The 15,388-nt window shown below is 61.0% G+C and carries 10 protein-coding genes; 5 read left to right on the forward strand and 5 right to left on the reverse strand.

Translation table 11 applies throughout. From position 1 onward, the window contains the following. Positions 1-67: 67 nt before the first annotated feature. The 4 genes from FO013_RS16675 to FO013_RS16690 are packed head-to-tail and all read right to left on the reverse strand — an operon-like array spanning position 68 to position 6,166. Positions 68-1,837: a glycosyltransferase family 4 protein gene (locus FO013_RS16675; protein WP_186293169.1), complete on the reverse strand. Its 1,770-nt coding sequence runs from the start codon at positions 1,835-1,837 to the stop codon at positions 68-70. Next, positions 1,834-3,195 carry a glycosyltransferase family 4 protein gene (locus FO013_RS16680; protein ID WP_143923677.1) on the reverse strand — a complete coding sequence of 454 codons (1,362 nt, stop codon included), beginning with the start codon at positions 3,193-3,195 and terminating at the stop codon, positions 1,834-1,836. The genes FO013_RS16675 and FO013_RS16680 overlap by 4 nt, the downstream gene beginning before the upstream one ends. Next, positions 3,192-4,229, reverse strand: a complete 1,038-nt coding sequence (locus FO013_RS16685) for an MraY family glycosyltransferase (protein WP_143923678.1) — start codon at positions 4,227-4,229, stop codon at positions 3,192-3,194. The genes FO013_RS16680 and FO013_RS16685 overlap by 4 nt, the downstream gene beginning before the upstream one ends. After that, positions 4,229-6,166, reverse strand: a complete 1,938-nt coding sequence (locus FO013_RS16690; protein ID WP_186293170.1) for a nucleoside-diphosphate sugar epimerase/dehydratase — start codon at positions 6,164-6,166, stop codon at positions 4,229-4,231. Before FO013_RS16690 ends, FO013_RS16685 begins: the two co-directional genes overlap by 1 nt. A gap of 231 nt (positions 6,167-6,397) precedes the next feature. On the opposite strand from FO013_RS16690, the gene FO013_RS16695 reads away from it, so the two are divergent. The 5 genes from FO013_RS16695 to FO013_RS16715 all read left to right on the forward strand — a co-directional run bounded on the left by FO013_RS16695 (position 6,398) and on the right by FO013_RS16715 (position 14,215). Then, complete coding sequence (locus tag FO013_RS16695; RefSeq protein ID WP_260848219.1) at positions 6,398-8,290, forward strand: glycosyltransferase family protein; 1,893 nt, start codon at positions 6,398-6,400, stop codon at positions 8,288-8,290. A gap of 149 nt (positions 8,291-8,439) precedes the next feature. Next, entirely contained in the window at positions 8,440-8,775 is a 336-nt protein-coding gene (locus tag FO013_RS16700) for a hypothetical protein (RefSeq protein ID WP_143923680.1), read from the forward strand. Next, on the forward strand, positions 8,772-11,426 hold the full coding sequence (locus tag FO013_RS16705; RefSeq protein ID WP_143923681.1) for a glycosyltransferase family 2 protein: 2,655 nt from the start codon (positions 8,772-8,774) through the stop codon (positions 11,424-11,426). The genes FO013_RS16700 and FO013_RS16705 overlap by 4 nt, the downstream gene beginning before the upstream one ends. 127 nt (positions 11,427-11,553) lie before the next feature. Continuing rightward, on the forward strand, positions 11,554-12,288 hold the full coding sequence (locus tag FO013_RS16710) for a hypothetical protein (RefSeq protein ID WP_143923682.1): 735 nt from the start codon (positions 11,554-11,556) through the stop codon (positions 12,286-12,288). Next, the gene (locus FO013_RS16715) at positions 12,281-14,215 is read left to right on the forward strand and encodes a hypothetical protein (protein ID WP_143923683.1); all 1,935 of its coding nucleotides are present in this window, start codon (positions 12,281-12,283) and stop codon (positions 14,213-14,215) included. The genes FO013_RS16710 and FO013_RS16715 overlap by 8 nt, the downstream gene beginning before the upstream one ends. Here FO013_RS16715 and FO013_RS16720 read toward each other — a convergent pair. Then, the gene (locus FO013_RS16720; protein ID WP_143923684.1) at positions 14,212-15,387 is read right to left on the reverse strand and encodes a glycosyltransferase; all 1,176 of its coding nucleotides are present in this window, start codon (positions 15,385-15,387) and stop codon (positions 14,212-14,214) included. The two genes, FO013_RS16715 and FO013_RS16720, sit on opposite strands and share 4 nt — an antisense overlap. Position 15,388: the final 1 nt, after the last annotated feature.

Here is a 15,388-nt window from a genome sequence, read left to right on the forward strand (position 1 = left end):
CTCGAGACGGAAGGGATTGTGCTCAAACCGAGCGGATTCGTCGCCTCGCTCGAGTTCATCATCTCACTCATTTCGCGCCCGCTTCCGCTCCCGTGAGCTGGGAATAGACTTGGCCGTATCGTCGACCGATGTCTTTCCACCTCCGTGTCCCGAGCACGTGTTCACGTCCATTCTGTCCGAATCTCTTCCTCGCATTATCATCACAGGCCAACTGAGAGAGCACGTCTGCCAGTTGCCGAGGGTTTTCCGGGCTGACGCAGAGTCCTGCTGTGTCCGGAACCAGTTCCCTCAGCGCCGGCAGGTCGGAGATGACCACCGGACGGGCCAGGCCCATTGCTTCGATCGGTTTGATCGGGGTCACGAGTCCGCACACCGGCTCGTTCTTACGTGGGACAACGATAGCGTCGAGCGCCAGCTGACGCTCGATGGCCTCGGTCTGAGATACCCGTCCGGTGAATACCGCATGCTCGCCCAGAGCCTTTGCACGTTCTCGCAGCTCCGGCAGCGCGACACCGTCTCCTGCAATGAGGAGCCGCAGATCGACGCCTTGGGCGCGCGCAAGGATGACAGCGTCGACCAGGACATCGAGGCCTTCATAGCCGACGATCGAGGCAGCGGTGCCCACCCAGACTCCTTCGTCAGACATTCCGAGGCTGGCCCTGACCTCAGCGGGCGCGCGGGTGACGTCAGCGTTGACGACAGCGTCGGAGACCGAGTTCGGGATGAGGGTGATCTTGTCTGACGGTACTCCGCCCGCAACGAGGTGGTCACGCATAGTCTCGCCTAGGGTAATGACCGCATCGGCGGCCGTAGCGACCTCGATCTCCTTAGCCCGCATGAGTTCGAAGCGCTGGCTGGCTCGACGGGCCTCTCGCTCTGCGAGGGTGGATCCGCCTGCCGCCCAGGTTTCTTCAAGCACACCACGGACCTCGTAGACCCAGGGCAGGCCAGCAGCGTGCGCTGCTGCACCGGTGGCCAGACCGTTGACATAGTGCGTGGTCGTGTGGAGAATCTGGGCCCCACGTTCCTGTGCCTGAGTGGCAAGCCAGTCTGCCTGATCACGCAGACGGGCAGAGGGTGTGGGCAGCGGACGCAGCGGCACCTGCCGCATGTAGTCGATACCGTCGACGGACTCGACCGGGCCCGAGCTCACCCGCCCGATCGTCACCGGATAGGAGGGCCGGGTCGCTGCGGCCACCCGGTGTCCGGCTTCCTGCAGCGTGGTAAGGATGGCGTGCGAACGATATGCGTATCCGGAACGGGTGTGGGGTAATGAATTCGTCAGCACGTGCAGTGCCGCGGGCCGGTCAGTCCTCCTCACCGTGGAACTGGTTGAGTCCGGCTTCGCGGCTCGGACACGTCCGGCCGTGATGTGGCTAGTCACTGTGGGCCACCAGCCCGGTTGCAGACAGAGACGTTCATCGATGAGCCGCGTGCGGCGAGCACCGTGGGGCAGAACGTCGATCGCCTCGTCGAGCTGACCCTTGGTCCAGCGGATGCGTGAACTCAGAGCGGCAGCGCCAGGCACCGAGTTCGCAATGCCTTCGGCCTCATCAATGAGTCCGAGGTTGAGCGCGATCTCTCCCAACAGCCTGGACGGCGTCAGAGATTTCGATACGAGGCACTTCGCCTTCGTCTCCCGCCCGAGCAACCAGGCTGAGGCAGCCTGTCCTGCATCACCGGGTACGAAGCCGAGGGTATGACCGATGAGGCGCGATGCCGGACCGGGCAATCGCCGGGCCAGCTGCATACCGAAGAACACACGATCATCGTTGATGTGGGACGTCGTCGTCGAGGCCACATTGGCAAGCTGGCGGACAAGGAAGATCAGATTCATGCGACCGCCTGTGTGAGGATGCGCTCGTAGCTGTGGCCCATAGCCGCAGCCGAAGCATGCCGGATCACCCATTCGCGCGGCTCCCGCCCTGCAGGGGGATCGGTGCCGAATTCAGCACCGGCTTCTATGCGCTGTCGCATTCGAGTCATGGCCGCGGACACTGAAGTGACATCCCCGGGAATCGCCACTTCACCGGCGGCGGTGCTGGTGATGATGTCTGCGGCCTCGCCGGCGACGACGCCGAGGATCGGGATCTCTCGAGCCATCAGCGAATAGAGCTTCGAGGGCACCGTACATTCGTAGGACTCGAGTGGGCCGAGACTGACGAGACCGGCATCGGCCCAATCCCAGTGGGCGGCGAGTTCCGCTCCCGCGTGTTGAGAATGGAACTCGACTGGGACCCGGCATTCAGCTGCCACGGACTTGAGTTCGGCTGTATCAACACCGTCGCCGACGATGCGCAGGCGCACTCCTTCGGTACGGGCCAGAGCACGGATCGAGGTGCCCAGGTCCTGGGAGCGTCCGACGGTGCCCACGTAGAGCAGATTTAGTCCGGTGCGTGAGGCAGAAGGGGTGGGGTTCACGAAGTCGGCTGCGTTCACGGCCTCCTCAGCCGGTGGAATGAGGGGAATCGCTCCAGTGGCGGTCAGCCCGGAGGCACCTTCGAGTTCTGCGGGTGAGACCCCGCTGCGCACCACCTCGGCGGTCACGCCCCGCTGTTCCAGGCGGTGTTTGAAACCGTCCGTCGTGACGACGACGACTGCGGCGCGACGTTGGGCACGGGTCAGAAGATCCGGCAGGAGCCGATGCTCGAGAGAGCCGGTGAGTGTGCCCGGCAGGTATTTCCCGAGTGCACCGGTGACCAGGTTCATCTCAGAGATGAGATCCGGCCAGGCGTCGCGAACCTCAGCGACGTGCGGCACGTGCAGAATCCGGGACAGGGAATCTCCGGCAAGCAAGAACGGTAGTGCCGGGGTCGTGGAGACGATGACATCGGGCTTCATCCTGCCGCGCAGCCTGTCGATGACGGCGGATATGGCACCGGTGGCCGACACTGTCTGGTCGAGCATCTGTCGCGCCATAGACGAACCGCTGTGCAGATAGGGAACCCGCAGGATCCGTTCGCCATCGATTCCGGTGTCCCAGGTGCCACCGAGGCGCACTGCGACTCGACGGCGACCTCGACCAACCCGAGACCCGAAGAATCCGTCCCGATCAGGATAGGGGTAGTGCGGGTGCGGGGCGACGGTGATGACCTGATGACCGGCGGCGCGGAGGTGGTCGACAAGGATCCGCCACCGACGCTGCGGGGCACCGACCTCAGGATAGTAATAGTGACTGAGAAGCAGGATCTTCATGCATTGACCGCCTTTGCGGTCTCACGTCTATTCAGCCACATCGGCAATAGTGCGTAGAGGGCCAAAAGTCCTGCCCAGTAAACGTGAGACGGATAGGTTGCCGCAGTATTTCCTGCGATCAGGGTGGGTACGGCCAGAATACAGGCGAGGACGCTCAGTGAACCGTGGAAGAGCGAAACGCTTCCGTGCGACCAACCGGCCTGTTGGATCCGTTGATAGATGTGCTGGCGGTGCGGGAGGAGGATGTTCTCTCCTTTGAACAGGCGCAGCACGAGGGTGAGCCCGACGTCGAAGAGGATGAAGATCATGGGTGCGATGATGACGACGATCGGCACACCGATGACGAACATCCACACCGCGGTGGCGAAGACCGCTGCACCGATGCCGTAGCTTCCCGTGTCACCCAAAAAGGCCTTTGCACGACCGAGGTTGAAAGGCAGAAATCCGGCCGCGGCTCCGGCCAGCGCCAGGGAGAGAAGCGCGAGGTCATTCTCATCGATGTAGTACCCGACGAAGGCGAACCAGGCGCCGGTGACGATCGACCAGCTCGTGACATAGCCGTTGAGGCCGTCGACGAAGTTCACGGCGTTGACCAACATGACACCGATGACGGCGAAGACGAGGACGTGAGCGATGCCCTGCGTGGAGAACAGAGCGATGCAGGCGCTGAAGACCACCGCGAGGATGACCTGCCCGAGCAGACGGCCGACCGGCTGCAGCGAATCAAGGTCGTCGCTCATTCCGATAGCGGAATAGCACCAGGTGAGCACCAGGAATCCGACGGGCAGCATGAGACTGCCGAGGCCGAATACGCCATGCTCGGTGACGTTCCAGACCATCGCCAGGACGGTCGCCACGGTGATCCCGCAGCCGATGGCAACTCCCCCGCCGCGCACGGTCGCTTTGGTATGGGACGAGCGGTGGGAGGGCACATCGACGACGCCCGCCCGTCGCAGCAGCGGAAAGGCGATGAGAGCGCTGACCGTCGTGACGACGGCGGCCACGACGAAGATCACCAGCGACTGCAGATCCATCAGCTGGTGGTCCCGACGTCTTCAGCTCTATCACCTGAGCCAGTGATCTCCAGGCCATTCTCTTCCAGGGACGGGCCAAGGACGCGGGTGAGGTCTTCTTCGAGCTGTGTTCGCCTGGTGTATACACCGGCATCTCGAGAGGCTTCGACGAGTCTTCTCAGTGCGTCGAGGTCGATCGGAGTGATCGGCACCTGGGTGATGAGCGGATGAGTCGGCCGGACATCTTCTTCACTGGAGGACAGGAGTGCCTCGGTCAGCTTCTCTCCCGGACGCAGGCCGGTGTAGACGATGCGGGCATCGGAGCGCCCGCTGAGCGCGATCACACGATGGGCAAGATCGTTGATCTTGATCGGCTCACCCATATCGAGAACGAGCGTCTCACCGGGGCGGCCGATGGCGGCAGCCTGCAGGACGAGTTCGCAGGCTTCATCGGCCGTCATGAAGTAGCGGGTGACTTCTGGGTCTGTGACCGTGACCGGATCGCCGGCCGCGACCTGGGCGACGAACGTCTCCAACACCGATCCGCGGGAACCGAGCACATTGCCGAAGCGCACGGACATATATTTCCGACCCGAAGCTGCAGCCACCGAGGCGACTGCGCGTTCGATCGAAAACTTCGTGCGGCCGAGCACTGAGGTGGCTCCAGCTGCCTTGTCCGTAGAGATGTGAACGAAGGATTCGACGCCGTTGGCCACCGCGGCGTCGAGCAGGTCGAGACTGGCACCGACGTTGGTGCGCACCGCCTGTTCAGGGAAGCGTTCGAGGAACGTCAGATGTTTCAGCGCCGCCGCGTGGAAGATGATGTCAGGTTTGACGTCAGCGACGAGCGCTTCGATGAAAGCGGTGTCCCGCAGGTCACCGAGCACGAGGTCTTCGCTGGTCAACAGCGCCGAGCCTTCGAGCCCGAGCTGGGTGGCGTGCAGACCCGACTCGTCTCGGTCGGTCATGACGAGTCGTGCCGGATCGAATCGGGCGACCTGTTTGCACAGCTGGGAACCGATCGATCCGCCAGCACCGGTGACGAGCACGACGCGGTCAGTGATCACAGACGAGATGTCCTCGACATTTGTCGTGATCGGCTGGCGACCGATGAGGTCTTCGAGACTGACGTCACGGAAATTGCGATGCCGCAGGTCGGCCACATCGGTTGAGTCCGGTTCCGGTCGGCTGTAATCGGATACAGCGAATCGCGGCATGATCTTGATCTCGACTGGCCTGGATTCGAGATTCGAAGCGATGGCTTGGAGTTCCTCAGGAGGCAGGTCGGTGATGGCGATAAGCACAACGCTGGCTCCGGTTCGGTCAACTTGGTCCGCAATGCTGGAGATGGGTCCGAGCACGCGGATTCCGTTGTAGCGCAGATGTCGTTTGCTCGGATCATCGTCAAGCATCCCGACAGCCGAGTATTCGCCGTGGGAGTCCTGGGCGATCATGTCGAGGGCCAGGGTTCCCTGGCTGCCAGCCCCGACGACGAGGGCCGGCCGAGAGGATCCGGAGGACGTCAACGTCCGATGGCGCAGATTGCGGCGAATCCAGTTCTCCAAGCTCTTAACCACGAGCATCATGGCTCCGGCCGCGATCGGCACGCTGGTGGGAATCAGCAGCCTGTCGGCGAAGACGAATTCGGCTACCCACATAATCCCGACGCCCAGGGCCACGGCTCCAGCAATCGCCGCGAACTGGTCGGTCGAGCCGTGGCGGTAGCGTCCACGATAGACAGCCAGCGGGCCGCAGATGAGGAAGACGACCAAGGCGATGGCCGCGCAGACGAACATGCCAGGGAAATTCACTCGGTCGAAGTAGAAGTCATATCGGACAAGAGTCATCGCGACGACAAGGAAGGCGAAGACAATTCCGTCGGTGACGGAGAGGATGAAGGCAAAAAGTCCCCTGGCCAAAGGGGTGCGTGAGTGCATGGGTCCGGAGTTGCTTCCCACAGTTCTCATTTCATTCGACTCACGCGCTCTGATTCGGAAGTCATCCTATCGATCAGACCCTGCCTCATTGGCCGCAGCCAGCGCTTTCCACCTCCCCGATTGTACTATTGAGGCTGACAGGATTCATACATGTTCAGCGGTGCCAACATTAAGGTTCAGTCTCGGGTTTTCCGTACAGTGCAAGCCGGCTTGACAGAGTGGAGCGCGAGTCTCCGATGAGAGGAATACCCTTTGGCCAAGACGCCGCTTCAGACATTGAGAACTGCGCTGTGGCATTGGCGGAAGGGCGGGCTGTCCCAGCTGTCGACATGGAACCGTCGACGCTCGATATCTCAGGGTGCGGCAGAGGCCTCACCGCAGATTGCCACCGGATCGCTGTCCGAGGAAGTCCTGGCCGAGCTGTTTCCTCCCATGCCGGTTCCCGATCGCATCCCCGTGTTTGCGGACACTCGCGTCGGAGTCATCCTCGACGAGTTCTCGGCTCAGAGCTTCGGCTTCGAGTGGTCGACCATGGAACTCACTCGCACCGATTGGTCGCACCAACTCGATGGCCTCGACTTCGTCTTCGTCGAATCGGCGTGGAACGGCAATGGCGGCGATTGGAAGTTCAAACTCAATGGTCCTTCCGGCCCAGGATCCGATGTCGTCGAACTGCTTACAGAATGCCGACGTCGAGGAGTGCCGACTGTGTTCTGGAACAAGGAGGATCCGCCGCATTTCGAAGATTTCCTTCCGCTTGCAAAGCTCGTCGACGTCGTGTTCACCAGCGATGTCCGACTCGTCCCTGACTACCGTGCATTGTTGGGCCACGACCGGGTCGCAGTGCTCCCCTTCGCAGCCCAGCCCGCTATCCACAACCCGTCCAGACCCGCCAGGAATTTCGCGGCCCGTGATATTGCCTTTGCCGGGATGTACTTCGCGCACAAATACCCCGAACGCCGGGAACAGATGGATCTCCTTCTGGGTGCCGCCGAAAAGGTCTCGGGGCGGATGCAGCATGGGCTGGAGATCTTCTCCCGATTCCTCGGCGACGATGAGCGCTACCAGTTCCCGGGAGCTCTGGCCGATCGGGTAGTGGGCGGTCTCCCCTATTGGAACCTGCTCACCGCCTACAAACATTTCAAGGTGTTCCTCAATGTGAATTCGGTCGTCGACTCTCCCAGTATGTGCGCCCGTCGCATCTTCGAGATCTCGGCCGCCGGGACCCCCGTCGTGACGACTCCCAGCACGGCAACTCGAGAGTTCTTCCCGATCGAGGAAGTACCGCAGCCAGAGACCGCTGAAGAGGCGGAATGGACTCTGCGCGCCTACGTCCGCAGCCCAGAGCTGCGTGACCGGTCGGTGCATCTGGCCCAGCGGCGGATCTGGGCTGAGCACACCTACTCTCACCGGGCGATGACCGTCATGGATTCACTAGGAGTTGAATACGAGCACCCCTTCCCCTCCACCGTGTCAGCGGTGGTGTCGACGAACCGTCCGGACCGCCTCGGCGAGGTACTGACCACCCACGCTGCTCAGAACCACAGCGACAAGGAGCTCGTCCTTGTCGCCCACGGATTCGACGCGCCTGCCGATCTTCGGTCACGAGCACAGAACCTCGGGATCGAGAATCTGCAGATCGTTGAAGTCCGAGACGACCAACCACTGGGAGTCTGTCTCAATCGGGGCATCGCTGCCGCCTCCGGCGACGTCATCGCGAAGATGGATGATGATGACGTCTACGGCGCCAACTACCTGGGTGACCAATTGGCCGCACTGCGGTATTCCGCAGCTGACCTCGTCGGAAAGCAGGCGCATTATCTGCACATGCTCGGCAGCGATATCGTTATCTGCAGGTTCCCGGAACGGGAACACAGGTTCACCGACCTTGTCATGGGTCCGACGCTGATGGCACGGAAGTCGACGCTTATGGCACATCAGTTTGCCGAGCGCACCCTGGGCGAGGACACAGACCTGCAAAAGCGGCTCATCACGGCTGGCGCCAGAATCTACTCGGCCGATCGATTCAACTTCGTCCAGATCCGGGGATCGCACTCGCACACATGGACTGTCGAGGACAACCTGCTGCTGGCCAATGGGGATGTCCACGCGTTCGGGTACGCGAAGGCGCACTACTGCTTCTGAGCACCTCGGGTTCGTTTCCAGAGGTGGCGGGGAACTCTTCATGAGTGGAGAGTGAACTGTTGATGAAACCGATACGATCGCATGGTCTCCGCCGGTAGCGTGGCTGTGAGCTGTGAAGAATCCGCAGTGGAACGCAATCTGGAGCCCACTTGAAAATCGCTAGCAACAACACCGAGGGTATCGATGTCGTCCGTCGCAATGTCGCCGCAATCATCGATGAAGCGTCGAAGTCAAACGTTGATCTCACGCAGGAACTCCTCACAGCCTACGATCGTGAGTCGAAGCTGCTCGGTGGCATCCGCAAGCGTGAGAAGGAAATCGCTCGGTTGAGGTCCGAAGTGGCGAGGCGGGACGCGAAGCTCGCCTCGGTGACGGAACGCCTTGAGCGCCTCCTCGAGTCGAAGGCCATGCGAGTCCAGCGGGCCTATTGGAGACTGCGACGTCCACACGGCAGCGGCGCTCGCTTCGAACGGGCTGTCAAGTGAAGGACTCAGAGGTCAAGCGCAGGCAGGATCAGATCGGTCAGCGAGTCCAAGAACTCAAGTCGTTGCGGACATCGCAGAAGGCCCTCCGCGACCACACGAACTCCGGCTACTTCCTCGACGGACTGCTAGGTCACCACCCGTACCTCGTTCAGGCAAGGACCAGGGCCGAGTATCTCGAGCGCTACGAATCGTTTGCAGGCCCGGTCGAGGACAAGATCTCCAGCCTCATCGCGGAGTCACAGAAACTGCCGGTCGTTACCGGGCAGCGCTGGGACACTCGACGTGATCTGCGAATCGGCATCATCGCCGACCGCTTCCTCTTCGACTCGCTCAAAGATGCCGCGCATTTCGTGCCGATCGACCCCGACGGCAGTGAGGAGCAGATGGAAGAGCTCGACCTCCTGCTCATCACCTCGGCCTGGCGTGGGCTTGACGACGAATGGTTCAACGTTGCTTTGTCCGGTTCGCCTGCTAGGTATTCGCTGGAGACGTCAATCGTGCCCCTGGCCCGGGAACGCGGAATCCCCATTGCGTTCTACTCGAAAGAGGATCCGCCGAACTACGCGCGATTCGCATCGCTGGCGACGCTTGCCGATCATGTGTTCACGAGCGCGATCGAATGTGTCCCCAGATACCGCAGCTACCTCGGCCCAGAAGTGCCTGTCTCCGTACTACCGTTCGCAGTCAATTATGTTCATCACAATCCGCTTGGGTGCATGCGCCATCAGGAACGAGAATTCGTGTTCGCGGGTTCCTGGTTGGAACACAAGTATCCGGAGCGGAAATCAGCCGCCCTGCGGATCTTCGATGGGCTGCTCGAGGCCGGTGCCGATCTCACGATCGTCGACCGGAACCTGGAACTTGATGACGAGCGCTTCGCGAATCCCGAACGCTACCTCTTTCCAGAACGCTACCTTCCGCATCTGCACCGCCCGTTAGATCATGAAGTGCTGCTGGGTCTGCAGCGGCTGCTGCCGGTCAGCATCAACCTCAACTCGGTCACGGCCAGCCAGAGTATGTACGCCAACCGCGTCATCGAGCTCCAGGCGATGGGCACCTACATCGTGTCCAACTACAACGCTGGGATGAATTCGCTCCACCCACAGGTGTGCATTCCTGACAGTGTCCTCGACATGAAGCAGACCTACCAGGCACTGACCCGGTCGAGCATCCGGCAGGCACAGGTGGCGGGCATCCGACATGCCTTCACCGACAACACCGCGTTCGACCGGATCGATACGATCGCCGAGGCAATGGGCCTGAGCAGTGGTGCACCCGAGCACACCGTCTACGTCACGGGACTCTCGGCTCACGAGTTCGAGGAGTTTCGCGCCACTCAGACCTATGCGGGTCAAGTGGAGAGCCTCGACACCGTGGGTGACAGCCATGCGGCAGGGCCCGACGGTGACGTCGTTCTTGATCTTGCGGGAAGCGCATGGGCCGGCCCGCACCTGGTCCAGGACGCCGTCAACGCCTTTCGGTATTCGGATGTCGACGAGGTTCTCATTCACCCGATTGATTCGGCTGACGACCTCTTTGAGTACGCCGATCGTGCGGAACGGTCCGGGTCCGAAGCCGACAACCGGCAGATTCGGGCCACGTGGGCACGGCAGGGGACCCGCCTCGGCGAGATTGAAGATGTGCCGCGTGCGGCATTGGCCATTGCCTCCGATCTCATTGCTGATCGTGTCGAATCCATCACGGTCTCGGCTGAGCCTGAGATCAGCATCGTCGTGCCCGTGTACAACAACGGCCCGCATTTGAAGTTCAAGTGCTTCGAATCCCTTCGCCGATCTTCGATCTTCGATCGTGCCGAGGTGCTCCTCATCGATGACGGATCGACCGATCTTGAGACCGTGGCGATCCTTAACGAACTCGATCGCGCCTATCCCAACGTTCGAGTGCACCGGTTCCCGCCCGGTGGCTCAGGGAGTGCCTCCCGACCGCGGAACAAGGGCCTCGAGCTCACACGCACCCCGTATGTGACGTACCTTGACCCCGATAACGAACAGACGAACGACGGCTTCGCCGAGCTCCTCGCGATGGTCAAAGACAACGATTACCAGTTCGCCATCGGCAACATGGTGCGGTTCAAAGACAAACGCATCACAGTGAAGAACGCGCCCATCCTGCAACCCGTAGTCGGCGAGGACGGGGAACTGGGGGACAACGCACTCTCGCGGGTGAAGTTCCAGCCGATGAGCATCCAGGCCCTCGTCGCTGATACCCGATGGCTCAAAAGCCTGGGCATCTACCAGCCAGTGGGTGCTGTGGGACAGGATTCGTACTTCTTCCAGCAGATGCTCTTCCATGCCAATCGAATCGGCCTGACGAACACGGCCATCCACACCTACTACGCCGCGGTGACGAATTCCACGGTCAACGCCATCGGCCCCCGCTTCTATGAGAAATATCTGCCGCTGGAGGAGCACCGTGCCACCTGGCTGCGGGATGTGGGGCTGCTTGAGGACTACAACGCGAAACGACTCGAGCCCTTCGTCAAGGGGTGGTTCGTCAAGAAGCTCGACTTCGTCGCACCCGAGGACCAAGCCGCATGTCGGGCGCTCATCCGTCATCTGACGCGGTTCTACGGAAAGTCCACATGGACGGATCCGGACCTCGCCACGTTCCACTCAACGGCACATGGCTGAGGCTGAAGAAGTCACAGCGCCTCCCGTCGAAAAGCTCGGAACGCTCATGCCAGGCGACCCTGTGACACGTCGTCCCGGGTGTTTCCAACGCTTTGATTTCCTTGCTGGCACAGTCACAGTGCCAGCAATGCTGTGGAGTCACCCCGAATCCACCGGAGCCCTGCTGATTGCGTTCAATGGCGCTGTTCGCCGAAAGAAGGCGAAGAATCCGGCGGAGATCTTCCAACGCAGCACCTGGGTTCATGACATCGACTCTGATGTCCTCTTCCTTGCCGATCCGACCCTGCGTTCCGATAACCAGATCTCCATCGGTTGGGGGCAGGGCCAACCTGGCGCCTATGCGATTCCGGCGATGGCGCAGACCGCCTTCTCCGTGGCTGAGCACCTGGGGGTGGCCTCATCCAAGCGCGTCTACTACGGCAGCAGCGCCGGAGGCTTCCAGGCGCTCCAGGTCGCCGCCCGTGATTTCGGGTCCTGCGCACTGGTGAACAATGCTCAGATAGATTGGACGCTCTACGCACGGCAGAACGTTCAGGCAATCTGCCAGACTTCCTATCATGGCCGATCAGCTGCGGAGGTCACGAAAGCCTACCCCGACAGAACATCGGCGGCTCGTGCCTTTGGAGAATTCGAGAATGTTCCACGGACCAAATACCTCCTCAACACCGCCAGCCAGAACGATGCGGCCAAACAGCTGCCGGCTCTCGTGACTGAACTGGGAGCAGGCACCGCGCCTACCGGGCAACGAGTGGACGTTTCTATGTATGCCGACCCTGCTGGAGGACATAATCCTCTGCCGAAGTCGAGAACCATCACAGAGATCAACCAGATGTTGAGTGAGGTGTCATCAGCTCATGAGTGACACGGACCAGACGCAGGTGTCGTTGGTCACGGCACTCGAACGCTCCAACGAGCTCATGGCCGAACCCAATGCCGACCTGAGCCTCGCCGTGCAGAAGATCTCTGGAGAGCTCCGCGATGTCTCGTGGTCTAGTCTTGCGTGCCGGGTCCTGTTCCGCTGTGCTGTTCTCGAAGGCTCATCGAACCGTGCGCGGTTTGTGTCACTTGTGCTCAGCGCCCGGGGTCATGTTGAGACTGCTCGCCTCCTCGCCGACCACGGAGCGTCGTCTGGAGCGAAACCCTGGCAGAGACGCCGCTTGGCCGAAATCTGTGATATCCCAGCGAGTGTTGATCCTGCCGCCTCGAGTCGCGGCCGATTCTGTCTCGAGGTCGTTGATGACGGTCAGGTACGAATGAGCGAGGGCCCTGTGTCCGAGGCTGGGGTGCTCGCCCCTGTTGACAATCACTGCGAACGCGAAGGAGCACCTTCCGTTCCCGACACCGGCTGGCTGCCGGACCTGATCACAGCGCTCGATCGCGAACCGATCGGCATCCACCACGACGTGCTCACAATCAAGATCGGCAATGGAGAACACGCTCTTCGTTCACTGCGTTCCGTGCTCCCTGCCATCCAGCTGCTGCCCGTCGTCCCGGTTTTGTTGGCGTCGTCCGCAACTGCTGTCCCCGACATCATTGAGAGCCTCATCTCTATACGTGCGGACAGTCTCAGCCCGGTCATTGCCGCACCCACTCACTCAGGAGAGTACGGACTGATCACTGCAGGAGGCGGCGAACTCCTCGACGCGGGTCCAACCGAGGACCTGGTGCTGGGAACGGTTGACGACGTGGTCAGTGTTGCTTCCGCAGTGGGCTTGCTCGATCTCTATGACTCACCGGTGCTGAACACTCAGCGAGCTGGGCTCGTCGAATCATTTCGCACTGAATCAGCCGCGTTATTGCCAGTCCAGAACTCCACTCGTGCATTCTCACGGGCCCTGCGTTTTCGCGGAACGTCTCGGACAACTTCACAGTTGAGAGCAAGGCTCATGGAACACCTCGTAGCTTCGGGATTCTCCGACGAGGCGCAAGCTCTCCTGAACACCGCTTTGCCGAGTGTCCGGGACCGTGTCCGCGGTGCATTGTCGATGCGGTCGGTGCCTGCTCAGGGACATCATGAGTTCGAGTCTGTCGACACTTTCGCTGGACCAGTCCCAGCAGAATCGAGCACCTACACCATCGCAGTCGGCGGCCTGCCGGTCGACCTGCGGTTCGACGACAGAGGCTTTGACACAACGGTCGTGTTCTTCCATCCAGCGATCACGAAGGCGGTCAAACGGTTTCCGTTGTTCTCGGGAGCGACGTTCTCCGAACATCTCAAGGCGAACCGCCTCTTCGTCAGCGACCCGTCCCTTTATGTCGACCAACGACTGAAGCTTGGTTGGTATGCCGGCAATAAGCACCAACCGAAGTTGCAGGATGATCTGGCTGCAATCATTTCCAAGTTCGTAGCGCCCGAGCAGCGTCTCATCTTCTTCGGTGCCTCCGGAGGCGGATTCGCCTCACTGTTCTATTCGACGAAGTTCCCTGGCTCCATCGCTGTCCCGGTCAATCCGCAGACAATGATCGGAGCGTATGTGCCTGCGATCGTCAATCGATATCTGAGCTATGCATGGGATGGATCGGCTCTCGACGAGATTCCGGTCTGCACTGATGTTCGTGGGCTCTATCAGAACCCGGTCGACAATGTGGTGGTCTATGTGCAGAACTCAGGCGATAGCGATCACATGGACAACCATTATGCGCCGTTCATGGATGCCCTGCCCAAGGACCATCGAGTATCTTCGCTGCTCGTCGACGCCGGCGAAGGACACGTTCCGCCGCCGCGTGATCAGCTAGGGCAGATTCTCGAAGAGGTCATCTGCGGGGCTTTCCCCGGAGAGCGTCCTTAGGCCACGTACAGAGGGTAGGAGAGCGTATTCACCGGGGTATCACCATTGAACTGTCGCAGTTCGATGCTCCACCGGGAGGCGCGAAAACCCTGCTCGATTGACCATGAGCCATCTTCGGCATCGCATACTGCTGTGCCCATCTGTTTGAAGTCTTTGTTCCCTCGTATCCAGAGCTCGATGCGGGTCCCCGGGGTACCGACACCGAGGAACACTCTGCGACCGGGCTTCATGCGTTTGTCCGGCAGTGGGGAGCGCACATAGAAGAATGGTTCGGAGTCACCGAAGATGTCGGAATTGATCCGAATGCACTTCTCCTTGACGTCCTGTGCCCGCTTCTTCAGGTCAGAAAGCTCGTACTGCTGGGGCTGGGTGCGCCGCCAGGTCAGCCCCATCGTCGCGGGGGTCGACTCATGATCACGCACACTGTTTTGGAACGCATCGAGGTCGATTCCGAATGGGTCGAGGTCCGACTGCTCGAGAGCACGCATCGAATCACCGAATCGAGCGATTCTGGAATCGTATTCCCCATCTCCCTGACGGTGGTAGAGATAGAGCCAGTCATCGGTTCGAGATTCGACACTATGGGCCTGCCCGCCTCGTTGGACAGCCGTTCGCAACCACTTCCGATGTGAGGAAAGAATGAGGTTGCCGACCTCATCGGCAAAGCCGAAGAACGAGGAATTCGGAACATGGCTGGGATAGACGAGTTCACCACAGATTCCACGTGGCGCGTCAATGCCCAGTCCTCGAGGAGTAGTAGCAACCTGCGCGCCGTTGGGGTGTTCGAATACCCCGAAGTGCGCGTCATGGAGCCGGGCAGAAATCGCGTCGTCGTCATCGAGCATCTGTGCGTGCACGCGACAACGGGGGTGAGTCTCTGCCCGTATCGCCTCGCGGACTGCATCGCTGAGCCGAGAGTGATCAGGCACGAAGTGGAAGCGCACCCGTTCCGACAGATCGTGGGCATCGAATACGTCGTGAATGTCGCCGAGGATGTTCCACGGAAGATCTGAATCGACCAGGATTGCCCAGATCAGGTCCCGATCCCCCATGTGCGCGACGCTGGGGGCGGTGATGCAGTTGAAGAGCCCGAGCCGGGTCCTCCACCAGGCGGGGTCGAAGATTCCGACACCCATACGGGTGACGAGGACTGTGCGCGCCTCAACTGCCATC

Source organism: Brevibacterium aurantiacum, assembly GCF_007558825.1.
Classification (GTDB): domain Bacteria; phylum Actinomycetota; class Actinomycetes; order Actinomycetales; family Brevibacteriaceae; genus Brevibacterium; species Brevibacterium aurantiacum_A.

What these genes read in the sequence shown, in the direction of transcription:
- FO013_RS16675 (WP_186293169.1), bottom strand. Translation starts at nt 1,837, where the DNA reads ATGAATCTGATCTTCCTTGTCCGCCAGCTTGCCAATGTGGCCTCGACG.
- FO013_RS16680 (WP_143923677.1), bottom strand. Translation starts at nt 3,195, where the DNA reads ATGAAGATCCTGCTTCTCAGTCACTATTACTATCCTGAGGTCGGTGCC.
- FO013_RS16685 (WP_143923678.1), bottom strand. Translation starts at nt 4,229, where the DNA reads ATGGATCTGCAGTCGCTGGTGATCTTCGTCGTGGCCGCCGTCGTCACG.
- FO013_RS16710 (WP_143923682.1), top strand. Translation starts at nt 11,554, where the DNA reads ATGCTGTGGAGTCACCCCGAATCCACCGGAGCCCTGCTGATTGCGTTC.
- FO013_RS16715 (WP_143923683.1), top strand. Translation starts at nt 12,281, where the DNA reads ATGAGTGACACGGACCAGACGCAGGTGTCGTTGGTCACGGCACTCGAA.
- FO013_RS16720 (WP_143923684.1), bottom strand. Translation starts at nt 15,387, where the DNA reads ATGGCAGTTGAGGCGCGCACAGTCCTCGTCACCCGTATGGGTGTCGGA.